21 protein-coding genes are annotated in these 24,373 nt (G+C 56.6%); 8 read left to right on the top strand and 13 right to left on the bottom strand.

The window, feature by feature from the left end:
* Nucleotides 1-4 precede the first annotated feature (4 nt).
* Both BWI76_RS27460 and tpiA read left to right on the top strand, forming a co-directional pair.
* Nucleotides 5-604, top strand: coding sequence for a DUF1454 family protein (locus BWI76_RS27460; RefSeq protein WP_004137694.1), 600 nt, complete (start codon nt 5-7; stop codon nt 602-604).
* Nucleotides 605-712: 108 nt separating this feature from the next.
* A complete protein-coding gene (tpiA, locus tag BWI76_RS27465) occupies nt 713-1,480 on the top strand; it encodes a triose-phosphate isomerase (RefSeq protein ID WP_004126701.1) in 768 nt (255 codons plus the stop codon).
* A 109-nt stretch (nt 1,481-1,589) separates the two neighbouring features.
* On the opposite strand, the gene BWI76_RS27470 is transcribed toward tpiA, so the two are convergent.
* From BWI76_RS27470 to zapB, 8 genes are all read right to left on the bottom strand, one after another.
* The gene (locus BWI76_RS27470; protein ID WP_004137693.1) at nt 1,590-2,894 is read right to left on the bottom strand and encodes an SLC13 family permease; all 1,305 of its coding nucleotides are present in this window, start codon (nt 2,892-2,894) and stop codon (nt 1,590-1,592) included.
* A 98-nt stretch (nt 2,895-2,992) separates the two neighbouring features.
* Entirely contained in the window at nt 2,993-3,715 is a 723-nt protein-coding gene (locus BWI76_RS27475) for a GntR family transcriptional regulator (protein ID WP_004137691.1), read from the bottom strand.
* 62 nt (nt 3,716-3,777) lie between these two features.
* Nucleotides 3,778-4,818: an ADP-ribosylglycohydrolase family protein gene (locus BWI76_RS27480; RefSeq protein ID WP_004137689.1), complete on the bottom strand. Its 1,041-nt coding sequence runs from the start codon at nt 4,816-4,818 to the stop codon at nt 3,778-3,780.
* 9 nt (nt 4,819-4,827) lie between these two features.
* Nucleotides 4,828-5,787: an aminoimidazole riboside kinase gene (locus BWI76_RS27485; protein WP_004137687.1), complete on the bottom strand. Its 960-nt coding sequence runs from the start codon at nt 5,785-5,787 to the stop codon at nt 4,828-4,830.
* Between the two features lie 10 nt (nt 5,788-5,797).
* Nucleotides 5,798-7,132, bottom strand: a complete 1,335-nt coding sequence (locus tag BWI76_RS27490; RefSeq protein WP_049086947.1) for an MFS transporter — start codon at nt 7,130-7,132, stop codon at nt 5,798-5,800.
* Between the two features lie 266 nt (nt 7,133-7,398).
* Nucleotides 7,399-8,160 (bottom strand): CDP-diacylglycerol diphosphatase, encoded by a 762-nt coding sequence (locus tag BWI76_RS27495; RefSeq protein ID WP_004137683.1) that lies wholly within the window; start codon nt 8,158-8,160, stop codon nt 7,399-7,401.
* Nucleotides 8,161-8,325: 165 nt separating this feature from the next.
* Nucleotides 8,326-9,315, bottom strand: a complete 990-nt coding sequence (locus BWI76_RS27500; RefSeq protein WP_004137680.1) for a sulfate ABC transporter substrate-binding protein — start codon at nt 9,313-9,315, stop codon at nt 8,326-8,328.
* 150 nt (nt 9,316-9,465) lie between these two features.
* The gene (gene zapB, locus BWI76_RS27505; RefSeq protein ID WP_009652751.1) at nt 9,466-9,711 is read right to left on the bottom strand and encodes a septal ring assembly protein ZapB; all 246 of its coding nucleotides are present in this window, start codon (nt 9,709-9,711) and stop codon (nt 9,466-9,468) included.
* Nucleotides 9,712-10,153: 442 nt separating this feature from the next.
* Between zapB and BWI76_RS27510 the strand changes: the two genes are divergently transcribed.
* The gene (locus BWI76_RS27510) at nt 10,154-11,005 is read left to right on the top strand and encodes an MIP/aquaporin family protein (RefSeq protein WP_004106970.1); all 852 of its coding nucleotides are present in this window, start codon (nt 10,154-10,156) and stop codon (nt 11,003-11,005) included.
* Between the two features lie 21 nt (nt 11,006-11,026).
* Nucleotides 11,027-12,538: a glycerol kinase GlpK gene (gene glpK, locus BWI76_RS27515; RefSeq protein ID WP_004126722.1), complete on the top strand. Its 1,512-nt coding sequence runs from the start codon at nt 11,027-11,029 to the stop codon at nt 12,536-12,538.
* 99 nt (nt 12,539-12,637) lie between these two features.
* Here glpK and gltS read toward each other — a convergent pair whose 3' ends face one another.
* Complete coding sequence (gltS, locus tag BWI76_RS27520) at nt 12,638-13,840, bottom strand: sodium/glutamate symporter (protein WP_024359700.1); 1,203 nt, start codon at nt 13,838-13,840, stop codon at nt 12,638-12,640.
* A 287-nt stretch (nt 13,841-14,127) separates the two neighbouring features.
* Here gltS and BWI76_RS27525 point away from each other — a divergent pair, with 287 nt between their 5' ends.
* The 4 genes from BWI76_RS27525 (at nt 14,128) to BWI76_RS27540 (ending at nt 20,527) form a co-directional block, all read left to right on the top strand.
* A complete protein-coding gene (locus tag BWI76_RS27525) occupies nt 14,128-15,519 on the top strand; it encodes a nucleobase:cation symporter-2 family protein (RefSeq protein WP_004137676.1) in 1,392 nt (463 codons plus the stop codon).
* A 145-nt stretch (nt 15,520-15,664) separates the two neighbouring features.
* Nucleotides 15,665-17,380: an AsmA family protein gene (locus tag BWI76_RS27530; protein WP_004137674.1), complete on the top strand. Its 1,716-nt coding sequence runs from the start codon at nt 15,665-15,667 to the stop codon at nt 17,378-17,380.
* Nucleotides 17,381-17,574: 194 nt separating this feature from the next.
* Complete coding sequence (locus BWI76_RS27535) at nt 17,575-19,134, top strand: PTS transporter subunit EIIC (protein WP_004137673.1); 1,560 nt, start codon at nt 17,575-17,577, stop codon at nt 19,132-19,134.
* A 13-nt stretch (nt 19,135-19,147) separates the two neighbouring features.
* Complete coding sequence (locus tag BWI76_RS27540; protein WP_024359698.1) at nt 19,148-20,527, top strand: glycoside hydrolase; 1,380 nt, start codon at nt 19,148-19,150, stop codon at nt 20,525-20,527.
* A gap of 456 nt (nt 20,528-20,983) precedes the next feature.
* Here BWI76_RS27540 and BWI76_RS27545 read toward each other — a convergent pair whose 3' ends face one another.
* The 4 genes from BWI76_RS27545 to BWI76_RS27560 form a co-directional block, all read right to left on the bottom strand.
* Nucleotides 20,984-21,715, bottom strand: a complete 732-nt coding sequence (locus tag BWI76_RS27545) for a MurR/RpiR family transcriptional regulator (RefSeq protein WP_004126732.1) — start codon at nt 21,713-21,715, stop codon at nt 20,984-20,986.
* Between the two features lie 159 nt (nt 21,716-21,874).
* Nucleotides 21,875-22,549 (bottom strand): D-lyxose/D-mannose family sugar isomerase, encoded by a 675-nt coding sequence (locus BWI76_RS27550; protein WP_004137669.1) that lies wholly within the window; start codon nt 22,547-22,549, stop codon nt 21,875-21,877.
* Entirely contained in the window at nt 22,530-23,462 is a 933-nt protein-coding gene (locus BWI76_RS27555) for an ROK family protein (RefSeq protein ID WP_004137667.1), read from the bottom strand. Before BWI76_RS27555 ends, BWI76_RS27550 begins: the two co-directional genes overlap by 20 nt.
* A gap of 50 nt (nt 23,463-23,512) precedes the next feature.
* A complete protein-coding gene (locus BWI76_RS27560; protein WP_064371537.1) occupies nt 23,513-24,373 on the bottom strand; it encodes a ketose-bisphosphate aldolase in 861 nt (286 codons plus the stop codon).

The following is a 24,373-nucleotide window of genomic DNA, read 5'->3' on the forward strand; positions in this document are numbered from 1 at the left end:
GGGCATGAAGAAGTGGGCAACCTTATGTTTGATTGGGCTGGCGGCGTTATCCGTTGGCCAAAAGGCGTTGTCCGCCGAGTCAGACGCCAGCGCTACGGCACCCTATCTTCTCTCCGGCGCGCCGGTCTTTGATATTTCCATCAGCGAGTTTCGGGAAAAATTCAATCGCGATAACCCGAAGCTAACGCTCAATGAATTTCGCGCCGTCGCCGCCAGCAAAGACCAGGCGAACCTGACCCGCGCCGCCACCAAGATCAATGAGAACCTCTACGCGTCGACCGCGCTTGAACGTGGAACCCTCAAAATTAAATCGATGCAAATAACCTGGCTACCGATTCAGGGGCCACAGCAGAAAGCGGCGAAAGCCAGGGCCCTGGAGTATATGAGCGCCGTGATGCGCGCTTTTGTGCCCACGCTAAGTCAGACGCAAAGCCAGCAAAAATTGCAAAAACTGCTGACCGCCGGAAAAGGCAAACGTTACTTCAGCGAAACCGAAGGCGCGGTGCGCTATGTGGTGGCGGACAACGGCGAAAAGGGGCTGACCTTCGCTGTTGAACCGATTAAGCTGGCGCTATCTGAAACGCTGGAAAACAACAATAAATGACAAAAAGCAAAGCCTTTCCAGTGATGAATCTCTATACTGTTTCACAGACCATGCTGCCCTCGGGGGCGGCTATATTCCTTAATTCGCTTTGAAGCGTGGAGAATAAAAATGCGACATCCTTTAGTGATGGGTAACTGGAAACTGAACGGCAGCCGCCACATGGTAAACGAACTGGTCGCGAACCTGCGTACCGAACTGGCTGGCGTGACCGGCTGTGCAGTTGCAATTGCTCCGCCTGAAATGTACATCGACCTGGCGAAACAAGCCGCTGCCGGCAGCCACATTCACCTGGGCGCGCAGAACGTTGACCTGAACCTGTCCGGCGCATTCACCGGCGAAACAAGCGCTGAAATGCTGAAAGACATCGGCGCTCAGTACATCATCATCGGCCACTCCGAGCGTCGTACCTACCACAAAGAGTCCGACGAGCTGATCGCTAAAAAATTCGCGGTACTGAAAGAGCAGGGTCTGATCCCGGTTCTGTGCATCGGTGAAACCGAAGCGGAAAACGAAGCGGGCAAAACCGAAGAAGTGTGCGCCCGTCAAATCGACGCCGTTCTGAAAACTCAGGGCGCGGCGGCCTTCGAAGGCGTGGTTATCGCTTACGAACCCGTATGGGCGATCGGTACCGGCAAATCCGCTACCCCGGCTCAGGCCCAGGCGGTGCACAAATTCATTCGCGATCACATCGCGAAAGCCGATGCGAAAGTGGCTGAACAAGTGATCATCCAGTACGGCGGTTCCGTTAACGCGGGCAACGCAGCGGAGCTGTTCACCCAGCCGGACATCGACGGCGCGCTGGTTGGCGGCGCATCCCTGAAAGCTGACGCTTTCGCGGTGATCGTTAAAGCAGCAGAAGCCGCGAAAAAAGCGTAATTCGCTTTAAAGGCTACCCCCGGTCGCGCTTCGCAACCGGGCTACTGACCAGAAATCTGCAATATTTGTAGCCCGGCTCAGCACAGCGCAAGCCGGGTTTTTTACCCCGCTATAGTTTCCCCAACGCCTGATACCATAGATAGTCCAGCGGCAGCAGAATCAAATAGCTCACCGCCGCCAGCGCGATACACAGCAGCATTCCCGCCCTTGCAGGCACTTTCCCCAGCCCCATCGCCACCACAATCGGTGACGCTTGATACGGCAGCAGCGGCGTGGAGTACCCCAGCACCTGAATCATAATCACGCTCAGCAGCGGGAAGCCGGTCGCATCGGAGAAGCTCTGCGCGAAGGTGGTATACAGCGCCGGTACGCCGTTGGCGGTCATGATAAAGTTCAGCGCGCTGGTAATGCCGGTCAACGCGAGAAAGCTGGTAAACGGACTCTCTTTATCCAGCGGCATAATCTGCAGCAGCGCATTGCCCACCACGCCGCCGATACCAGTTTGGGTCACGGTGATAGCCAGCCCGAGAATGCCGGCAACGTAAATACAGGTGCGGATATTCACGCCGCTGGAAAACTCCTCGCCGCTGATAAAGCCGACCCGCGGCAGCAGCGTTACCACCGCCGCCGCCAGCCCCGTCCAGGCCGGCCCCACGCCGTGCCAGCTTTCGGTCACCCAGAGCGTCAGCACCACCGCCAGCAGCCACGCCAGGCGCTTCTCATCGCGGCTCATCGGCGGCAGCGGCGTCATGTCGCGCGGCGGGTGCGGTTTTCCGGGAAACAGCCAGCATATTAATGCAATCAGCACAGCGCCTTTGAGCCAGCCGAGCACCGGCGTATGCAGCAGTAAATAGGGCAGGTAATTCAGGTGAATACCATATGATCCCTCCGCCGCGCCGCTCATCACCAGATTCGGGACGTTGGCGGGTAGGATGGTGGCAGACAGCTGGAAGGTACCGAACCCCACCGCCAGCGCCAGGCCAAACCACGGGCGCGTCCCCTCTTCAATACCGGCACGCCTGGCCATTGCCGCCACAATCGGCATCAGCAGCGCGATACGTCCCATATTGGACGGCATCACAAACGCCAAGGCATAGCTGAGCAGCACCACGCTGGCGACCATCAGCGGCCAGGAGTCGGTCAGCCGCGACGAAAGCGACCGCGCCGCCCTGTCCGCAAGTCCGGTTTTGCGGATAGCGATCCCCAGCACAAAGCCGCTGAACACCAGCCAGAACGCCGATGAGGCAAAGCCGCCGAAAATCACCTCCGGCGGCGCGATTTTGGCGATCATCGCCGCGGCAAAAAACAGCAGCGCGGTCATAAACTCCGGTAGTAAAGAGGTCGCCCAGAGGAGAATAGTGATGCCGACGATGATAGAGGGAAGGAACAGAGGGTGGGAAAACCAGAGCGACATACCTGTCTCCTGTCGTTTTTTTCAGCAAGAATACGACGGACAACAGGACAGGTAAACGCCAGATATAGTGGGGTTATGACAACACCGGTGCGGGCAGATTAGTGATAATGAATTTCGCCAAAGTATTCCGACAGCACGTAATAACGGCAATATTCAAAAGGGCTGTTATGCCCGGCCTGAAACGTCTGTCTGGCGACGGATAATAGTGGTTTATTCGCCGCGATCTGCAGTTTTTCGCACAGGTCGGGGGAAGGTAAGATCGCCTCAACCTTTTCAATCGCCGAGTCACTGGTGACGTTTAATAGCGAATAAAGCGACGTATGTTCCAGCGCCTCTGGCGTGAGCTGCAGATCGGGAAAGAAGCTAAGATCGAGATAGATCTTTTCATGGTTAAACGGACGATTATTCAGGCAACGAATACGCGAGATATAGAGATAATGATGATGGGCGGGCAGGCTCAAACCATCTGCCTGAGCGTCACGCGCGCGACGCGGCGCAATCTCAAGAATACGGTTCTCAATCTCGACGCTGGCATCCTGAAGATCGCTGGTAATGCCGCGAAACGTGTGGCCGTAGCTCACTCCCTCCGGCACTGAGCACACTACCGATCCGCTTCCGCGCTGGGACGAAATAATGCCCGCATTGATTAATTCGCTCCAGGCCTGTTTAACCACGATGAGCGAGACGTTATAGGCTCTGGCAACCTCTTTTTGCGTCGGCAGCTGGCTGCCTAACGGCAAGGACCCATTCTGAATCTGCTGACAGATGATAAAAAATAGTTGCTTATAAAGCGGAGTAAAGCTCGTTTTATCAACCTGCAAACTGCGCACCTCACGTCTTCGCCAGCAGGGGACGTTTTACCGTCCCCGGCAGGGTGAATTCGCTACCCTGCGATTTGCCTGGCCAGTTGTGCCAAATCGAAATGATTCATACGATCCAAGGTCGTTAAATAATCGGCGGGAAAAGCCTCCACGCCATGGAATGCGCCGGAAATCGCTCCAACCATGGTAGCGACAGTATCAGTATCATTGCCGATATTAACGCCGGAGATAATAGCATCTACGGCAGAATTCGGACAACACGCGAACAGGCCAAAGGCCGCCGGTACGGCTTCACTGACGTGCAGCCCGGAACCAATAATATCGGCAAGTTCCACCACCGCCGTTTCCCAATGACGATGGCGTTGACCGATAGCCACGGCCAGCTCGATGCGTCGGGCAACGGATGGGCCTGCCACCATCATCGCCCCTTGCTCCTGCGCCAGCAGATAGCCTCTTTGCGCACCATAAATACCGGCGGCAATAATGGTGTCCGCATTGGTCTGCGATCTTAATGCTTCGCTGGTTGCCGCCGCCATCGCCGCTGCGCCGGACATCGCCAGCACGTTATTATGCGTAAAGCGGCAAATCTGCAGCGCGCAGTGAATCGCCGCGTCAATATCCCCCGGATGCAGCACCGCCGCCGGCCAAATCTTCATGGCGGCGCCGTTGGTGGCTTCCGCGTTTCCCTTATTAATAATCTGTACCGACTGCTTTTCGCCTTCAAGATCGCCCTGCAAGGAGGCACGATTGTCATTGAATATCGCTTTCATTGCCGCACGCGTCGTCGGGCCGGTAAAGTTGGCGTAGTAAGGGTAATCCAGCCACTGCTGGAAGGCCTCGCGCATCGCCTCATCGCTGACCTGGCGCTGATGACGCAGCAGCGCGTCCATAATGTATTTCGCCTGAATAAAATCATCCGTGCACATACCCGCTTCGTTGCAGCGGCCAAACGTATCCGCTGGCGGTTTTTGAAAGGTCGTTACCCAGCCGCCGAAATAGTCCTTAATTTGCTGCTGGGTCCGTACTTCCGTCGCCGCGCCCATCGCGTCCGCTGCAGCGGCGCCTACCAGGCATCCCAGTATTTTGTTTTGATCAACGTGCATGATGACTCCTTATTTCACGGTCATGGCTTGTGCCAGCGAACGGCTGGACAGAAAAGTATTGAGCTGGTCGGGATACGGCAGAGCGGTCATTGCCCCTTTTGCCGTCACCGCCATTGCGCCGCAGGCGTTGGCATTGCTGATGGCCTCCGCCAGCAAGGCATGATTCCAGTAGTTTTCGCGGGAAAGCGTGAACAGCAGGCCGCCGACAAAGGCATCGCCAGCTCCGGTGGTATCGACGACCTCCACGCGCGGGGCGGGAAAAAGGAACTCTCCCTCGGCGGTGATGAGCAACGCCCCTTCGGCCCCCAACGAAATGATGGTGGTATCACAGCCCAGATCGCGCATGTAATACCGCGCATCCTGCCAGTGGCTGGCGCCGCTCAGCTGACACAGCTCATCGGCCGAGACTTTGCAGATAGACGCCAGCGCAGCGGAGCGGGCGATCAGGTCAGGGATCTCAGCGGTATTGCGCCACATCTTGCTGCGCAAGTTGACATCAAACAGAACGTAGCCGCCGGCCTCCCGCATTCTTCGCGCGCCCTCAAGACATGCCTCGCGAGCGGGACTGTCGGTGAGACCAATGGAGCTAAAGTAAAACCATTCGTATTTTCTGAACGTCGGCAGATCCTGAGGTGAAACGTAGGTATCAGCCCCCGGATGCACCAGATAGGTAAAGCTGCGCTCGCCGTCAGCCGTCAGATTGACGATCAGTACCGCACTGGTCAGGCTCGCATCCAGCCGCAGCGAAGAGACATCGACGCCGTTATCCTGAAAAACCTGGCGCAGGAAACGCCCGGCGTCATCGTCGCCAAGGCAGCCGATAAAACCGCACGTTCCGCCCAGCCTGGCAACGCAGACCCCCACGTTCGCCGAAGCGCCTCCGGGACATTTCAGGTAGCTGTTCTGTTTTTCCGGTACCAGGTCTACGGAGGCGTCTCCGATCGCCCAAACCTTATTCATGGCATTCATTTACGCCTCCTTATGCCTGTTTTTGCGCAAGGGCGAGCTGAATATCACGATAATATTCGTTATTAATCAGATACTTTTTCATAAGCAGCCCAACCGCAAGATGGAACAGTGCCGGAATGAGCGTCATCATCAGCGCAATACCGGTGAGCGAACGCGCGCTCTGTTCAACGTCGGCCTGATAGCCAAAGTGGCTCAGCAGAAATCCCAGTACGCCCCCCGCGATCCCCATACCAAACTTCTGGAAGAAGAGAATGCCGCCAAACGCGAGGCCGGATACCCGCAGCCCGGTTTTCTTTTCGCCATAATCCACCGCTTCGGCGATAGAGGACCAGAACACCGGCATTTGCATATCGCAGAAGAAATTAATAAGAAAATAGAACGTAAATGCCAGGATAAGATTTTCACGCCCGACGAAGAAATACATCATCGCGCTTAGTACAAAGGTAATAATCTGGGTGTAGCGGAACATCTTAATTTTATCCCAGAACTTGGTTATCCAGGTGGTGGCGATCATCGCCAGAATAGAGGCGACAACGCCGGTAGTCAGAAAAGGTGAAATCAGGCTATCGCCGCCATTAAGATAATACTTGGCATAATAGGCCGCGACGGAACCGCGAATAACGTAACCGCACATCAGCAATAAAATAACAACCCCAAGAATAATCCACTGATCGTTACGTAACAGATACTTAAACTGCTTCCCTACCGATAGCGAAGTAATTTCCGGCTCGCTACGTTCACGGGTGGTGAGAAAACAGAAGATAAACAGCAGGGCCCCCATCGCGCCCATTAGCCCCATAGAAAACTGGTAACCCAGCGCCTTGTTGCCCTGCCCCAGCCAGACGGCAAGCATCGGGACGACAATAGTGACCAGGAAAGCGGCAATTTTGGTCATCACAAAGCGATAGCCGTTTGCGCTTAGCCGTTCCACGGGATCGCTGGTAATCACGCCAATCATCGAGATATAGGGAATAGTGATAGCGGTATAGACCAGGGTCATCAGAATATAGGTGCCATAGGCCCACGCCAGCTTGGCCATATAAACCATATCAGGCGTGATAAACATTAAATAAACGGCGAAGCCAAAAGGGATGGCAAACCACAGCAGCCACGGGCGATAGCGTCCCCAGCGCGTATTCAGCTTATCGGTAAGGACGCCCATGGCCGGATCGATAATGGCATCGATCATCCGCACAACCACGAAAAGTACGCCGACATCAGCGGCGCTCAGGCCGTAGATATCGGTATAAAAATAGGCGAGAAGCAGCTGCATGGCGATGATCACAACGTTTATCGCCATATCTCCTGCGCCGAAGCCGATTTTTTCCACGATAGAAAGTTTCATGTTGATATTCCTTTACGCTTAGCCGCGCAAATAGAGGGAACAATTAATGATGTCACTACATGAAATAAAAACGTTTTTATAAATAAGCCACCAGTCAGACACGCAATGGAGGCTATGAAGAGAGTGTAACGATCCTCAAAAAGATATAAAGGTATACCTTTATATCTTTTGATCGGTTTCACATATTTTTATACACCCGATCCTACCCCGACGTTAAACCGGGATAGGAATCAAGGAGATAATGAATGGCGGGAACGTAAAGGAAATTAACGGGATGCCAGAATGGCGCAGCTATGGTCCTGAATCTCTTCCGCCGATGCGCGATTCAGCGTCAGCAGGTTACGCTCGGTCGCCAGCAGCACCAGCGAGCCGTCGCTCTGCTTCGCCATCGCCAGCGCGAAACGCCCCATATGTTCGCGCGCTTCCGGCACCTCTTCAGCCAGCATCAGGAACGGGCTGCGCTGCGCCAGCTCCGTTTCGGTGACCCGGCGCGCCAGATATTCGTGGCCCAGTAGTCCACCGGGCAGCGGCAACCAGCGACTGCTGATAGCGGGCGCTTCCTTGTCCAGCTGAGTACGGACATCGGGACGCAGGCAGGAGATATGGATATGGAAATGATTTTGCGTGCGTCCGCTGCGCGAGTTGATGGTCAAGGAGACCGCGTCATCCGATACGGCGGAACCACGATGCTGGCTCATGATTTCACGCCCCTGCCAGGCCTGCCAGAAGAAGTTCGGCGTCAGGGGATTGAGCAGCAGCGGGCTTTCGGTGCCGTTAATGCGGTAAGTGGGCATCAGTAGATACTGCAGCGGGCCATTGCGGTCTTTAAACAGGACATAGCCGCCCTTCAGGTTCACTTCCGCGCAGGGCGCGGGATTCTGGCGCTGCTGTTGATTGGGGACGCACTGTTGTAGAACAATTTTGCGCAACGCGTCAGGGTTGCCGGAATGGAGCCAGTAGTAACCGCCGGCCATCGCCGCCACAACCGCCACCAGCAGCGCTAATAAAAGGTATCGTACTCTTCGCATTCTATTTTCCTGTCTCAGCCAGAAACGGAAGAGTAACGCAGTTTGATGACTAAATGAAAACAGGAAGAGGTTCGGTGTGTTTTCCCGGAGGCGGCGCTATGCGCCTGTCCGGGCTACCCCCTATTCCCGACAAACTCACCGCTGCCGGGAATAAGAAGAGGCTATTTAACGCTGATTGATCTGGTCGAAGGTGCCACCGTTGGAGAAGTGCTCTTTCTGCGCTTTCGTCCAGCCGCCAAACACGTCATCAATGGTGAACAGCTTCAGTTTCGGGAACTCATCGGCGTATTTTTTCGCTATTTCAGGGTCACGCGGGCGATAGAAGTTCTTTGCCGCAATCTCCTGGCCTTCCGGCGAATAGAGGTACTTCAGATACGCTTCCGCCACCTGGCGAGTGCCCTTCTTGTCGACCACTTTATCCACCACGGAAACCGTCGGCTCGGCGAGAATCGATTCGCTCGGCGTCACGATCTCAAATTTATCTTTACCCAGCTCATTGGTCGCCAGCAGGGCTTCGTTTTCCCAGGCGATCAGCACATCGCCTATCCCGCGCTCTACGAAGGTGTTCGTCGCGCCCCGGGCGCCGGAATCCAGCACTTCGACGTTCTTAAACAGCGCTTTTACGAACTCCTGCGCCTTCGCCTGGTCGCCATTGTTCTGGTGCAGGGCGTAGCCCCAGGCCGCCAGATAGTTCCAGCGCGCGCCGCCGGAGCTTTTCGGGTTCGGGGTAATCACCGACACGCCTGGTTTAATCAGGTCGTTCCAGTCGTGAATCTGCTTCGGGTTGCCTTTACGTACGAGGAACACGATGGTGGAGGTATACGGCGCGGAGTTATCCGGCAGACGTTTCAGCCAGTTTTTGTCGATTCGGCCGCGTTCGGCAATTGCATCGACGTCATAGGCCAGCGCAAGGGTCACCACGTCGGCTTCAATACCGTTGATCACCGAGGTCGCCTGTTTGCCGGAGCCGCCGTGGGATTGACGAATTACCACGTTGTCGCCGGTTTCTTGCTTCCAGTGGGCGCTAAAAGCTTTGTTGTACTGTTCGTACAGCTCGCGCGTCGGATCGTAAGAAACGTTTAATAGTTGAATGTCTTTTGCCAGAACGCTGGCGGATGCCAGCAACAGAGTTAACCCCACGCCCCACTTATTCATCGCACCGCTCTCTTTATGTAGTGTTGTGATGGATTAAGCGTGCCAGAAAGCGGACTGATGATTAAAGAATAAAAAAAGATTGGCTATAACTTGCGAGTATATAGAACGGGGAAGTGTTGCCCCCTCCCGAACGGGAGAGGGCGGGAAGCGTTAGACTTCTTCCATACGGCCCAGCAGCGCCTGCAGACGATCCTGCCAGCCCTGCTGCTGTTCTTTCAGCTGACCGTTTTCACGCTCAAGCTCTTCACGGCTGTGCTGTGCGCTCTGTACTTCCTGCGCCAGCGTGTTGTTCTTCTCTTTCAGCTCTTCGATTTCCATCTGTAACAGAGTGATGGTATCAATCGCCTGCTGAACTTTAGATTCTAATTTCTCAAACACTTCTAATGACATCGTCATACCTCTCCTGAACTTGCAAGGCGTTGATAGAAACCGTCCGTTTCGTATACGCGTTGACGCCTTAACGAAAATTAGCGCACTACAGTGGTGATGTAGTCGATTGTATGAAGCCCCGTCGCCCCTGTCCAGCGACAACCCGCGTAGATTGCGGTTTGCGACACTTTTCAGCCTTTACCTGGTCCGTTCGCCGCTTTTACCCGGCAGTTTTTCGTAATTGTTAATCAAGGCGTAAAAAAATGCGCGGTGAAACGCTCCCGCAAACGACCGAACACGCGTTTATGGCGCGAAAACGCTCATTTTATTGACGTGGTACACACATTTGAATTTCGATATTTCTCGTTTTTGTTCGTTAACGATAAATTAACACTATGCCTACATGGCAGCGTGGTCGCCTGCGACCTTCACACATACAATAATCATCACTACGCTTCAGGATTCGATTATGAGCCAAACATCAACACTAAAAGGCCAGTGCATCGCAGAGTTCCTCGGTACCGGGTTGTTGATCTTTTTCGGCGTTGGGTGCGTCGCTGCGCTTAAGGTCGCGGGAGCCAGCTTCGGTCAATGGGAAATCAGCATCATCTGGGGTCTGGGCGTCGCCATGGCGATTTACCTGACCGCAGGGGTTTCCGGTGCGCACCTTAACCCGGCGGTCACCATCGCGCTGTGGCTGTTCGCCTGTTTTGACGGTCGTAAAGTTGTTCCTTTTATCATTGCGCAATTCGCTGGCGCCTTTTGCGCTGCGGCTTTAGTTTACGGGCTTTATTACAATCTTTTCTTCGATTTCGAACATACCCACAATATGGTGCGCGGTAGCGTCGAAAGTCTCGAGCTGGCAGGCATTTTTTCTACTTACCCGAACCCGCATATCAATTTTGTGCAGGCCTTCGCGGTAGAAATGGTGATTACCGCTATCCTGATGGGCGTCATTCTGGCGCTGACCGACGATGGCAACGGCGTGCCGCGTGGCCCGCTGGCGCCGCTGCTGATTGGTCTGCTGATCGCCGTTATCGGCGCATCCATGGGCCCGCTGACCGGCTTCGCCATGAACCCGGCGCGTGATATCGGACCGAAAGCCTTCGCCTGGCTGGCAGGCTGGGGCAATGTCGCTTTCACCGGCGGCAAAGATATTCCTTATTTCCTGGTGCCGCTGTGCGCGCCAATCGTCGGTGCTGCGCTGGGCGCATTTTGCTACCGCAAGCTGATTGGCCGCCACCTGCCTTGCGACACCTGCGTCGTCGAAGAGAAAGAAGCCGCATCCCCCTCTACGACGCAACACAAAGCTTCGCTGTAATCTGACTACGGGACTCATACTATGACCGACAAAAAATATATCGTAGCGCTCGACCAGGGCACCACCAGCTCCCGCGCCGTGGTAATGGATCACGATGCCAATATCGTCAGCGTCTCTCAGCGAGAATTCGAACAAATTTATCCGCGCCCAGGCTGGGTTGAACACGACCCGATGGAGATCTGGGCATCGCAAAGCTCTACGCTGGTCGAAGTGCTGGCAAAAGCCGATATTAGCTCCGATGAAATCGCGGCGATCGGTATCACCAACCAGCGTGAAACAGCCATCGTGTGGGAGCGTGAAACCGGCAAGCCGATTTATAACGCTATCGTCTGGCAGTGCCGCCGTACCGCCGAAATCTGCGAGCAGCTCAAGCGCGACGGCATGGAAGAGTACATCCGCAAGGCCACCGGCCTGGTGGTTGACCCCTACTTCTCCGGCACCAAAGTGAAGTGGATCCTTGACCACGTCGAAGGCGCGCGCGAGCGCGCTAAACGCGGCGAGCTGCTGTTCGGCACCGTAGATACCTGGCTTATCTGGAAAATGACCCAGGGACGCGTTCACGTGACCGACTACACCAACGCCTCGCGTACCATGCTGTTCAATATCCACGAGCTGGACTGGGACGACAAAATGCTCGACGCGCTGGATATCCCGCGCGCCATGCTGCCGGAAGTGCGCAAATCTTCCGAAGTGTACGGCCAGACCAATATCGGCGGTAAGGGCGGGACGCGTATTCCGATCGCCGGTATCGCCGGCGACCAGCAGGCTGCGCTGTTCGGCCAGCTGTGCGTTAAAGAAGGAATGGCGAAAAACACCTACGGTACCGGCTGCTTTATGCTGATGAATACCGGCGAGAAAGCGGTGACGTCAACGCACGGCCTGCTGACCACCATCGCCTGCGGTCCGCGCGGTGAGGTGAACTATGCGCTGGAAGGCGCGGTGTTTATGGCGGGCGCCTCCATTCAGTGGCTGCGCGATGAGATGAAGCTGATTAGCGACGCGTTCGATTCCGAATATTTCGCCACCAAAGTGAAGGATACCAACGGCGTGTACGTCGTTCCGGCCTTTACCGGCCTCGGCGCGCCGTACTGGGACCCGTACGCCCGCGGCGCGATCTTCGGCCTGACCCGCGGCGTAAACTCCAACCACATTATTCGCGCCACGCTGGAGTCGATTGCCTATCAGACCCGCGACGTGCTGGAAGCGATGCAGGCTGACTCGGGGATCCGACTGCACGCCTTGCGCGTTGATGGCGGAGCGGTCGCCAACAACTTCCTGATGCAGTTCCAGTCCGATATTCTCGGCACCCGCGTGGAGCGCCCGGAAGTCCGTGAAGTCACGGCGCTGGGCGCAGCCTATCTGGCCGGTCTGGCGGTCGGTTTCTGGCAGAATCTGGATGAGCTGCAGGAGAAAGCCGTTATCGAGCGCGAGTTCCGTCCGGGAATTGAAACCACCGAGCGTAACTATCGCTACAGCGGCTGGAAGAAAGCGGTAAAACGCGCGCTGGCGTGGGAAGAGCACGACGAAGCGTAAGTTTGTTGAGGTATTCCCGGCTTGCGGCGTAAACGCCTTAGCCGGGCTACCAAAACCAAAAACCGCGCTGGCCTGTAGCGCAGCGTCTCCGGGTTTTTATCAGCCGAATACCGGCAGCAGCAGATAGAGCTTAATCACCAGCGCGTTAACGATATCGATAAAGAACGCGCCCACCATCGGCACCACCAGAAACGCCATGTGCGACGGACCGAAACGGTCGGTTATCGCCTGCATGTTGGCAATCGCCGTCGGCGTCGCGCCGAGGCCGAAACCACAGTGGCCGGCGGCCAGCACCGCGGCATCGTAGTTTTTACCCATCATCCGGTAGGTCACAAACACCGCATACAGCGCCATCGCTACCGTCTGCACCGCCAGAATGGCAATCATCGGCAGCGCCAACGACGCCAGCTCCCACAGCTTCAGGCTCATCAGCGCCATCGCCAGGAACAGCGACAGACTGACGTTACCCAGCACCGACACCGCGCGATCGAACACGCGATACAGCCCCAGCGCCGACAGGCTGTTGCTCAGGATCACGCCGATAAACAATACGCAAACGAAAGTGGGCAGTTCAAATACGGTTCCCGCCAGCAGTTGCGCAACGATCTTCCCTACCGTTAAGCAGATGGCGATCAGCGCAATGCTCTCAATCAGCACCAGCGAGGTGATCATGCGCCCCATATCCGGCTTTTCAAACGCGGTCGGCGCGAGCTGATCGTCCGGTGTGCCGTCAGGGGAAGAAGAGTGCTTAACCAGATAGCGCGCCACCGGCCCGCCGATCAGGCCGCCAAGGACGAGGCCGAAGGTTGCGCAAGCCATCGCCACTTCGGTGGCGTTGGCGAAACCATAGCGCTCAACAAACAACTTACTCCACGCCGCGCCAGTACCGTGGCCGCCGGAAAGGGTAATCGAACCGGCCAGCAGCCCCATCAACGGGTCGAGGCCCAGCAGCTTCGCCATGCCGATACCGAGGGCGTTTTGCAGCAGCAGCAGCCCCACCACCACAATCAGGAACGTCCCCACGACTTTACCGCCAGCCCGCAGGCTGGCGAGGTTGGCGTTGAGGCCGATAGTGGCGAAGAACGCCAGCATTAGCGGATCTTTCAGGCTCATATCGAAATCAATTTCGATATCCATGCTTTTCTTTAATACCAGCAGCGCCAGCGCGACCAGCAGGCCGCCCGCGACGGGCTCAGGAATGGTGTATTTCTTGAGGAAAGGAACGGTTTGAACGAGTTTTCTACCCAGTAGCAACACTAAAGTTGCGGCAACGAGCGTCGATAAGGTATCGAGATGAAACATAAAAAAGAGCTCCTTATAGGCGCATGATCCATTCACACGCGACGATATTCCCGGTGTCGATTGCTTCTCATCATGAGTAATCGGGAAGGGATTTTAAGCAGAAGTGTGGAAAAAAGGACAGGAAAAGATATTTTGTAGGGATATTGATGCGATCAAGCATACAAAATGTTAATAAATGTTTGTTGCCTATTCCTTGTATAAATATTTATCGCTAACGAGTGGCAAACGTTTGCTTTTGGTCTACAGTCCGATAAAATCCCCGCTTTGCCACCTTTGGGATTGTTGTGATGTCCGTTAACACCGCAGAGTCAGAAAATGCGCAACCGGTTGCGCACAAGCAAACCAGCGAATTAATCTACCGCCTCGAAGACCGCCCGCCGCTACCGCAAACCCTGTTCGCCGCGTTCCAGCACCTGCTGGCGATGTTTGTCGCGGTCATCACTCCGGCGCTGTTAATTTGCCAGGCCCTGGGCCTTCCGGCTCAGGATACGCAACACATCATCAGCATGTCCCTTTTCGCCTCCGGCGTGGCATCCATCATTCAAATCAAAGCCTGGGGCCCGGTCGGCTCCGGTCTGCTCTCAATTCAGGGCACCAGCTTTAACTTCGTCGCGCCGCTGATCATGGGCGGCACCGCGCTGAAAACCGGCGGCGCCGATGTTCCGACCATGATGGCCGCGCTGTTCGGCACCCTGATGCTGGCCAGCTGTACGGAGATGGTTCTCTCCCGCGTCCTGCATCTCGCCCGCCGCATTATTACCCCGCTGGTCTCCGGCGTGGTGGTGATGATTATCGGCCTGTCGCTGATTCAGGTTGGCCTGACCTCCATCGGCGGCGGCTACGCGGCTATGGCCGATCACACCTTCGGCGCGCCGAAAAATCTGCTGCTGGCGGGCATCGTGCTGGCGCTGATCATTATCCTTAACCGCCAGCGCAACCCATATCTGCGCATCGCTTCGCTGGTTATCGCGATGGCGGCCGGCTACCTGGCGGCATGGTTGCTCGATATGCTGCCGGCCAATACCGCGCCGACGGAAAGCAGCCTGATTATGGTGCCTACGCCGCTGTACTACGGGCTGGGCATCGACTGGAACCTGCTGCTGCCGCTGATGCTGGTGTTTATGATTACCTCGCTGGAAACCATCGGCGATATTACCGCCACCTCTGACGTCTCCGAGCAGCCGGTTTCCGGCCCGCTCTATATGAAGCGTCTGAAGGGCGGCGTGCTGGCTAACGGCCTGAACTCCTTCGTCTCGGCGGTATTCAATACCTTCCCGAACTCCTGCTTTGGCCAGAACAACGGCGTGATACAGCTGACCGGCGTCGCCAGCCGCTATGTCGGTTTCGTGGTCGCGCTGATGCTGATCGTGCTCGGGCTGTTCCCGGCGGTGAGCGGTTTTGTACAGCATATTCCTGAGCCGGTGCTCGGCGGCGCGACGCTGGTCATGTTCGGCACCATCGCCGCCTCCGGCGTGCGTATCGTCTCCCGCGAGCCGCTGAACCGCCGGGCGATCCTGATTATCGCCCTGTCGCTGGCCGTCGGCCTTGGCGTCTCCCAGCAGCCGCTGATCCTGCAGTTCGCCCCTGACTGGCTGAAGAACCTGCTCTCCTCGGGTATCGCTGCTGGCGGTATCACGGCGATTGTGCTGAATCTGATTTTCCCGCCAGAGAAAAACTGATCCTCTCTGACGCTCCGGCCGCGCGATGCTGGCCGGGGCGTCTGCATCATCAATCTCACATCATCTCATTACACAATTCCTGTCTTGAGGATTGCGCATAATTCGGGCATAACAGCCTTATGTGCCTCGCTCAGGATCGAAGATCATGAAATTTCTCAGAAAGCTGATTCTCTGGCTGCTGATTGCCCTGCTGGTGGTGATTATTGCCGCTTACTTCCTGCTGCAAACCCAGTGGGGTGGGCGCCAGGCCAGCGCCTGGCTAAGCGACGGCACCGGCTGGAAGGTCTCTTTCAACAAGATGAACCATAATTTCTCCTCGCCGATGCACCTGCAGCTGCAAAACGTCACCCTCGGCCGCGACGGCAAACCCGCCACGCTGGTGGCGCAAACGGTGGATATTGGTTTTAGCAGCCGCCAGTTTAGCGACCCGCTGCATGCCGACGAAATCGTCCTCAGCGACGGCACGCTAAACTTTTCCCCTTCCTCTGCGGCGCTGCCGTTCGCCGCCGACCGTCTGCAGCTGCGCAATATGGCGTTCAACAGCCCGGAGAGCGACTGGGATCTGAGCGCGCAGCGCGTCACCGGCGGCGTCAGCCCGTGGGCGCCGGAAGCGGGCAACGTGCTCGGCAAGAAAACGCAGATTCAGATCAGCGCCGGTTCGATGACGCTCAACGGTATTGAAGCCAGCAACGTGCTGATTCAGGGGAATATTGATAACGGCGAAGTGTCCCTCTCGACCATTGGAGCGGACGTCGCCCGCGGTACGCTCACCGGCACGGCGAAACGCAGCGCCGACGGCGGCTGGCAGGTCGATAATTTGCGCCTCAGCGAAATCCGCCTGCAAAGCGATAAATCCCTCGCCGACTTTTTCGCGCCGCTGACTACCCTGCCCTCGCTACAGATTGGCCGCCTTGATGTCACCGACGCTAGCCTGCAGGGGCCTGACTGGGCGATCGCCGGTCTCGACCTTAATCTGCGCAACCTCACCCTGAGCCGCGGCGACTGGCAAAGCCAGGAGGGTACGCTGTCGATGAACGCCAACGAGTTTATTTACGGCTCGCTGCACTTCCTCGACCCGATCCTTAACGCCGGGTTCTCACCGCAGGGCATCGCGCTGCGCCAGTTCACCTCACGCTGGGAGGGCGGCATGGTGCGCACATCCGGCAACTGGCTGCGCGCCGGCCACGCCCTGGTGCTGGATGACGCGGCGTTCGCCGGGCTGGAATACACCCTGCCGGACAACTGGAAGCAGCTGTGGATGGCGCCGCTGCCCGACTGGCTGCAAAGCCTGACGCTGAGAAAGTTCAGCGCCAGCCGCAACCTGATTATCGATATTGAACCGGCGTTCCCGTGGCAAATCACCGCGCTTGACGGCTACGGCGGCGAGCTGCAGCTGGTGAAAAACCGCAGCTGGGGCGTGTGGAGCGGTAGCGCGACGCTGAACGCCGCCGCCGCGACGTTTAACCGGATTGACGTCCGCCGCCCGTCGCTGAAGCTGAGCGCCAACGCCTCAACGGTGAACGTTAACGAGCTCAGCGCCTTTACCGAGCGTGGGATCCTGCAAGCCACCGCGGCGGTGTCGCAGCTCCCGCAGCGCCAGGTCAACCTGAGCCTCAACGGTCGCGGCGTGCCGCTGAATATTTTGCAGGCGTGGGGCTGGCCCGCGCTGCCGGTTTCCGGCGACGGGAACCTTCAGCTGACGGCGACCGGCAGCGTGCAGGCGGATGCGCCGCTGAAGCCGACCGTCAACGGGCAGCTTAGCGCGATAAATATGGAGAAACAGCAGGTGGCGCAGGTGATGCGCAACGGGGAGGTCTCCAGCCCCCAGCCCCCTTCAGCACCGGCGACAACGACTCCCTGACTTTCCCTCTCCCTCCCCCCTCTCCCCACGGGAGAGGGGCCTGTTCCATTCGCGAAACCTGTTGCCATTAAGCGGCTGTTTGTACCTATTTCCCGCAACCTGTTCCTTTCAAATAACGGACTTGCTATAACAAAAATACTGGAAGTTAAAAAAATAATTAAAGTCCCTGAACCTACAAAAATAAAGGAACAACCATGTCCGTAATACGTCAGCGTATTCTGGAGAATATGCAAAAATTCTCCAGAGCAATGATCGGCGCAGTATTGTTCTTGCCGGTCATTGGCTTAATTTTGGCACTCAGTTCAGTCTTAACTAACCCAACATTAATTTCGGAGACCAGTTTTTTACACCAGCTCGGACAGCTCCTCGGCGATACCTTCTGGCCTTTATTCGGCAATCTGGGATTACTCTTTTGCGTCGGCATTAGCTATGGTCTGGCAAAAGATAAAAAAACCGAAGTCGCGCTGGTTTCGGTAATGTGTTTTATCATGTTTCTTGGCGCTAACCACTCGTGGCTGGAGCATACCCACGGCCTTGCGGAAAAAATTAACGGCGAATATTACGGTACCGGGCAGACTCAGCTGCTGGGCTTTGTGGTGGTCGATATGGGGGTTTTCCTCGGGATTATTCTCGGCTGCACCATCGCCTGGGTGCATAACAAAGTCTCGACGATTGAACTACCCGGCGCGCTCTCCATGTACGGCGGAGCCAAGCTGACGCTGGTGGCGATGACGCCGGTCGTCATTTTCTACGCCATCGCCTTTACCTGGTTCTGGCCGTTTATGACCCACGGCATCGCGGCGCTGACCGGTTTTATGAAAAACGCCGGCGTAGCGGGAGTCTTCGTTTACGGCTTCTTTGAAAAATTCCTCATCCCCACCGGCCTGCACCACTTCGTCTGGTCGCCGTTCCAGCTCACGCAAATCGGCGGCACGCTGAGCGTCGACGGCCAGGTCGTCTCCGGTACCCAGGCGATTTTCCTCGCCTATATGCGCCACCCGGATTTAACCCCGGTGATGAACGAGGCGCTGCGTTTCTCGCAGCAGGGGATGACCACCATCTTCGGCCTGGCCGGCGCCTCGCTGGCGTTCTACCACACGGCGAAACCGGAGAAAAAAATGATGGCCAAAGCGATTCTGCTGCCGGCCATTATCACCTCCATGCTCACCGGCATCACCGAGCCGATTGAGTTTACCTTCCTGTTCGTTTCGCCGCTGCTGTGGGTGATCCACGCCACCTTAACCGCGGCCTCGCAGGCGATTTGCGACATCTTTACCGTGCGTCCCTGGGGCGCTTCCGGGCTGATTGAGTTCCTGATTTACAACCTGCCGCTGCCGGTATCCCTGACGCGCTGGCCCGGCTACGTGCTTATCGGGATCGGTCAGTTCGCCGTCTACTACGTTATCTTCCGCACCCTGGTCGTTAAGTTGAATCTCAAAACGCCGGGTCGTGAAGACGATGAAAACGTGAAGTTATATAGCAAGGCGGATTATCGTAAAAAAATGGGCGAACCGCAGTCGGTGACTAACGAAATTATCAATGGCTTGGGTGGTAAAGAGAACATTATTTCCGTCGACAACTGTTTCACCCGCCTGCGCGTCGCTATTCATAATATGGATCTGGTTGACGATACGATATTAAAAAGCACCGGCGCAAATGGCGTAGTACGAAATCGAAATGAAGTTCAGGTTATTTACGGCGTCAAAGTGGGACAGGTTCGTTCCCGGGTTGATAGCTGGCTAGCAGAAAATTAATTGGGAGTGATTTATGAAATTAACCGTATTAGGCGGGGGCGGCGTTCGCTCTGCGTTTCTGGCAAAATCTCTGGCATATAATGCGCACCGCATTGGGTTAACGGAAGTGGTATTTCTCGACAGCTCCGCGGAGAACCTGGCGATATTCGGCGAGATTGCCCGCTATGTGTTTAATGCTATTCGCCCGGATATTCACTTCAGCGTGACCAGCGACCCGGTGCCGGCGCTGAAAAATAGCCACTATGTGATCACCACCCTGCGGGTCGGCGGCGATGAGAGCCGGATCCGCGACGAGCGTATCGCCCTGGAGCACAATACGCTGGGTCAGGAGACCACCGGGGCGGGCGGATTCGCCATGGCGATGCGCTCCATTCCGGCGATTCTCAACTACTGCCGCCTGATTGAAGAACATGCCGCCGAAGACGCCATTCTGTTTAACTTCACCAACCCGTCGGGCCTGGTCACCGAGGCGATTATCAAATCCGGCTTTAAGCGTCGGGTGTACGGCATCTGCGACGCGCCGTCGGAGCTGATTCGCGAGCTGCCGGCAATCCTCGGCTGCGACGAGCGCGATCTCGGCGTCGAGTGCTACGGGCTGAACCACTTCTCCTGGTTTACCCACTTCACCGTGCGCGGCGAGGATGTCACCGAGCGCCTGATCGCCAGCCCGGACCTGTATCGCAAGACGGCAATGCAGTACTTTTCACCGGAGCTGGTTCAGCTGTGCGATAAGCAGCTGCTGAATGAATATCTTTATTACTACTACTATCGCGAAGTGGCTTTAAAAGCGATTCAGAACGCGCCGGAAACCCGCGGCGAGCAGATTGCCCGCATCAATCACGATATGCGCGAAGAGCTGCGGACCGTGGATGTGAAAGCCAACCCGGAAGCGGCGTTTACCCTCTGGATGAAGCACTATCTGCGCCGGGAAAATAGCTATATGCAGAACGAGTCGCAGCAGGAAAAATTCCATACCCGCGAGCCGTTGACCTTAAAGCAGTTTATCGAGGAGCCGGATACCGGCGGCTACGCGGGCGTGGCGCTGGATATTCTGGAGGCGGTCAACAGCACCGCCACCAAGCGTATCGTGGTGTCGATGTCGAACAACGGCACGCTGGACTTCCTGCGCCCGGATGATGTGATTGAGATCAGCTGCGACCTGAGTAAAGACGGCCTGAAGCCAGTGACACCGAAGCATGTGCCGACGGCGCAGAAAAATATGATCGCCAGCGTGAAAGAGTATGAGCGGCTGGCGGTGGCGGCGATTCTGCAGCGCGATAAATCGCTGGCGGTACGGGCGCTAATGGCGCATCCGCTGGTCGGCTCGTATTCGCTGGCGAAAACGTTGGTTGAAGCCTATCTCGACGATAAGCAGTTCGCCGACTGGCAATAAACGTCCGGTAAAATCCCCCGGATGGCGGCTAACGCCTTATCCGGGCTACGGGTTCTCCACCGACTGCGGGCCGGTAGCCCCGACAGGCGCCGCCTCCGGGAAATGTGCCAGCCCTGATAAATCAACGCTGTTTCCTCCCGGTGGCGCTGCGCTGACCGGGCTACGAGTTCACCACCGACTGCGGGTCGGGTAGCCAGGACAGCGCTTCAGGCGCCGCCTCCGGGAAAGGTGCCAGACCTGATAAATCTACGCTGTTTCCTCCCGGTGGCGCTGCGCTGACCGGGCTACAGGTTCACCGCCGACTGCGGGCCGGGTAGACAGGACAGGCGCTTCAGGCGCCGCCTCCGGGAAAGGTGCCAGACCTGATAAATCAACGCTGTTTCCTCCCGGTGGCGCTGCGCTGACCGGGCTACGGGTTCTCCACCGACTGCGGGCCGGGTAGCCAGGACAGGCGCTTCAGGCGCCGCCTCCGGGAAGGCCCGCCTGCATAAACCACATCTTCAGCAGCCGCTCAAAGCCGAGTATGCAGTAGCCGAAAAACGGATTGCTCCAGTAAATATCGTCATCAAACTTTTGCGGGTCATGAATGATAAACGCCGTATCCGCCGCCTGCGCCAGCGGGCTTTGATAATCGCCGGTAAAGCAGACCAGGTTAATCTCCTTGCCTTCCAGCGCTTTCACCCAGTTCAGCGCCGAACTGCTGCGTCCGGATTTGGAAATAATCCAGATCGAATCAAATTTGGCGGCGTTCTTCTGCTCGAGAATTTCGTAATCCGGCCACAGCGCCAGGCTGGCATTCACCCCGGTCACCAAAAATTTATTGTAGATATACTGGGCGATCAGCTGCGAAAAGCCGCTGCCGTGAATCAAAATGCGGTGATGTTGCAGGCTTTCCAGCAGCGGAGCTATCCGCTCCGCCGGCTGAATGCTCATATAATCGATGTCGTTGGTCACATCGAGTTTGGGCATGGTGATATTGAATTTAATAAAATAGACCAGCTCCAGCCAGCCGCTGAATTTCAGCTTCTTCGCCAGGCGCACCAGCGAAGAGGGATTGCTATAACAGTGCTCCGCCACGGCGCGGATCCCCTCGCGAACGCATTGCTCAGGATCGTTCTGAATAAAACGCAGCACGGTCATTTCCGTTTTGCTTAGCTTCACGTCACGAAAGATGTTTTCTAAATCCATACCGGGCTCCTCTCAGCGCTAAACTACGCTATCACCCGGCGGCGCTGGCGTCTGTGGTATCAATCACCAGAATGAAATGAACGTTACTTTTTTAGACAAAATGGAATAAAAAAACCCTCCGCTAAAGAGGGTGGTGGATTCGGCAACGTCTATCTCTTTTCAGCGCCCATACTCACTGCACAATAACCATTTTTTTGGTTCATCTTCCTGAATCATCGGGAAGCGGCCGCTCTCTTCCAGAAAACGGTTATCGCGCTTATCATCGTTCACCATCGAAATTTCCCAGCCCATCACCAGCGCGTTTTCAGCCCAAAAACGGTGGTACAGCGTGGGCGGCAAGCAAACACCCTGTCCGGGGTTAAGAACCAGGGTTTCTGCCGGTTTCAGCGTGCGCTGGCGGCCATCAACCGCGACGCTCACGCTGCGCTGCATATCCAGCCGTTCATCTTCTGTTGCCCATGCCAGCTGCAGACAGAGCCGGCCACCGCCGCGGTTCAGAATATCTTCCATTTTGTGATAATGAAAATGCCAGGGGGTTTGCTGATCCTGCTGAATCTGCAACATCTTCTCGGCGTAGGGTTTGGGATAGCGCGAATCGCCCGGCGCGCCATTGCGCAGGGTCAACAGCGTCAGTCCGGTTTCCTGAAAACGGCCGCTGCCAAAATCGGTAATATCCCAGCCAAGCTGTAGATCCCGAACTTCTCGCCACTCTTCAGTCCGCTTTTTCGCCCAGATATCGGCGGTAAAGCTGGCAAACTCGGGTAAGCAAATGCGAAAGGACTCGGCGATAGCGTGCGCTTTATCAATCGCGTAGTTAATCTGTGAACGTTTCATTTTCGACTCCGCTTCGGACGGCTAGCCAGGCTGCGCCGCGCATGCCGCTACTGTCGCCATGTCGGGCAGGCACGATGGGGGTAATGAAATGGTCGGTAAACACCAGCGGGGCGACATCCGCCTCCAGGTCGTTCACCAGCAGCGCCACGTTAGACAGACCGCCGCCGAGAATAATCACGCCGGGATCGATAAGATTCACCACCGTCGCCAGCGTCCGCGCCAGCTGCTGGCGAAAGCGCAGCACCTGCTCGCAGGCGGCATGCTCGCCCTCCAGCGCCCGGGCGATAATAGCCTGACTGCTGAGCGCCTCTTGGGTCAGCAGACGATAGCGCGCGCTCAGCCCGGTGCCGGAAATAAAGGACTCGACGCAGTTATATTTTCCGCAATAGCAGCGCGCGGGCGGCCCATCGTTGACCTCCTGATATCCCGGCAGCGTGATATGCCCACACTCCGCCGCAATCCCTGACGCGCCGGGGAAAATCTGGCGATTAAGCGCAATACCGCCCCCGCATCCGGTCCCCAGCGTCATGCCAAATACCAGTGAATAATCGGCGCCTGCGCCATCGCAGGCCTCTGATAAAGCGAAACAGTTGCCATCGTTCGCCAGCACAACCGACTGGCCCAGGCGCTGCTCAAGCTCATCCTGTAAGCGGCAGCCGTTGATGACCTGAATATTGGCATTGCGGATCTTGCCGCTCTGCGGGGAGATACTCCCCGGCAGGGCGATACCGATAGCCAAAGGCTGAGCCAGCTCATCACCAATCGCGGTGATTAACTCCACCAGCGTTGCAATAAACTGCTGCCGGGTCTGTTTTCGCGTTTCAACGCGAAAACGCCTCCATTCATGGCCCTGTTCATCCATCACTACGGCAGCGATTTTGCTCCCGCCGATATCCAGCCCCAAATACTTCATACCGGCCTCCTTATTCATAGCGAGGCAGGTTTCCCCGCCCCGCCGGGGGATTAGTACAGGCTGGCCTTGCCGGTTGAGCCAAACAGCTTCATTTTGTGGCGAATCACCTCGCGCGCGGCGTTAATCGGCTCCGGGTAAATCACATTCGGATCCCACCAGGTCTCTTTTGCCAGAATTTCGCGCGCTTTCTGGAAATAGGCATACTTCATATCGCTGGAAATATTGATTTTGCCGACGCCAAGCGTAACGGATTCCGCAATTTCCGCATCCGGATTAGCCGAGCCGCCGTGCAGCACCAGCGGAATCGACAGACGTCCGGCGATATCGCGCAGAATGTGCATCTGCAGCTTCGGCTGCATCCCCTTCGGATAGATACCGTGCGCGGTGCCAATCGCCACCGCCAGCGTATCCACGCCGGTGCGGGCGACGAAATCTTCCGCCTGCGCCGGGTCGGTATAGGTCACTTCTGACACGCCGCCTTCCACGGAAGTCCCGGTCTGACCGATGGTCCCCAGTTCACCTTCCACCGACACGCCTACCGCGTGCGCCAGCCGCACCACCTCGCGGGTCAGGGCCACGTTTTCTTCATAGGGCAGCAACGAGCCATCGATCATCACCGAGGTGAAGCCGCACTGGATAGCACGTAAAACATGTTCCACCGATGCGCCATGATCCAGATGCAGGGTGAAAGGCACGCGGCTGCGCTGGGTGATATCCCGCACGTAGCTAAAAAACGCGTCGCCAACAAAATCGTGCTCGCTAGGGTGAATGGAAATAATCGCCGGCGTATTTGTCGCTTCCGCCTCTTCCACCACGGCGCGGATAAAACAGCTATCCGCCACGTTAAATGCGCCGATAGCAAAACCGTGTTCACGGGTGGGTTTAAGTAATTCGTGCATTGAAACTAACAT

Origin of the sequence: Klebsiella sp. M5al, assembly GCF_002090195.1 — a bacterium.
Taxonomy (GTDB): domain Bacteria; phylum Pseudomonadota; class Gammaproteobacteria; order Enterobacterales; family Enterobacteriaceae; genus Klebsiella; species Klebsiella grimontii.

Coding starts and splice junctions, on each gene's coding strand:
- BWI76_RS27490 (WP_049086947.1), bottom strand. CDS start 7,132: ATGAAACTTTCTATCGTGGAAAAAATCGGCTTCGGCGCAGGAGATATG.
- glpK (WP_004126722.1), top strand. CDS start 11,027: ATGACCGACAAAAAATATATCGTAGCGCTCGACCAGGGCACCACCAGC.
- BWI76_RS27470 (WP_004137693.1), bottom strand. CDS start 2,894: ATGTCGCTCTGGTTTTCCCACCCTCTGTTCCTTCCCTCTATCATCGTC.
- BWI76_RS27495 (WP_004137683.1), bottom strand. CDS start 8,160: ATGCGAAGAGTACGATACCTTTTATTAGCGCTGCTGGTGGCGGTTGTG.
- gltS (WP_024359700.1), bottom strand. CDS start 13,840: ATGTTTCATCTCGATACCTTATCGACGCTCGTTGCCGCAACTTTAGTG.
- BWI76_RS27545 (WP_004126732.1), bottom strand. CDS start 21,715: ATGGATTTAGAAAACATCTTTCGTGACGTGAAGCTAAGCAAAACGGAA.
- BWI76_RS27485 (WP_004137687.1), bottom strand. CDS start 5,787: ATGAATGCCATGAATAAGGTTTGGGCGATCGGAGACGCCTCCGTAGAC.
- tpiA (WP_004126701.1), top strand. CDS start 713: ATGCGACATCCTTTAGTGATGGGTAACTGGAAACTGAACGGCAGCCGC.
- BWI76_RS27555 (WP_004137667.1), bottom strand. CDS start 23,462: ATGAAGTATTTGGGGCTGGATATCGGCGGGAGCAAAATCGCTGCCGTA.
- BWI76_RS27560 (WP_064371537.1), bottom strand. CDS start 24,373: ATGTTAGTTTCAATGCACGAATTACTTAAACCCACCCGTGAACACGGT.
- BWI76_RS27480 (WP_004137689.1), bottom strand. CDS start 4,818: ATGCACGTTGATCAAAACAAAATACTGGGATGCCTGGTAGGCGCCGCT.
- BWI76_RS27550 (WP_004137669.1), bottom strand. CDS start 22,549: ATGAAACGTTCACAGATTAACTACGCGATTGATAAAGCGCACGCTATC.
- BWI76_RS27460 (WP_004137694.1), top strand. CDS start 5: ATGAAGAAGTGGGCAACCTTATGTTTGATTGGGCTGGCGGCGTTATCC.
- BWI76_RS27500 (WP_004137680.1), bottom strand. CDS start 9,315: ATGAATAAGTGGGGCGTGGGGTTAACTCTGTTGCTGGCATCCGCCAGC.
- zapB (WP_009652751.1), bottom strand. CDS start 9,711: ATGACGATGTCATTAGAAGTGTTTGAGAAATTAGAATCTAAAGTTCAG.
- BWI76_RS27530 (WP_004137674.1), top strand. CDS start 15,665: ATGAAATTTCTCAGAAAGCTGATTCTCTGGCTGCTGATTGCCCTGCTG.
- BWI76_RS27535 (WP_004137673.1), top strand. CDS start 17,575: ATGTCCGTAATACGTCAGCGTATTCTGGAGAATATGCAAAAATTCTCC.
- BWI76_RS27525 (WP_004137676.1), top strand. CDS start 14,128: ATGTCCGTTAACACCGCAGAGTCAGAAAATGCGCAACCGGTTGCGCAC.
- BWI76_RS27510 (WP_004106970.1), top strand. CDS start 10,154: ATGAGCCAAACATCAACACTAAAAGGCCAGTGCATCGCAGAGTTCCTC.
- BWI76_RS27540 (WP_024359698.1), top strand. CDS start 19,148: ATGAAATTAACCGTATTAGGCGGGGGCGGCGTTCGCTCTGCGTTTCTG.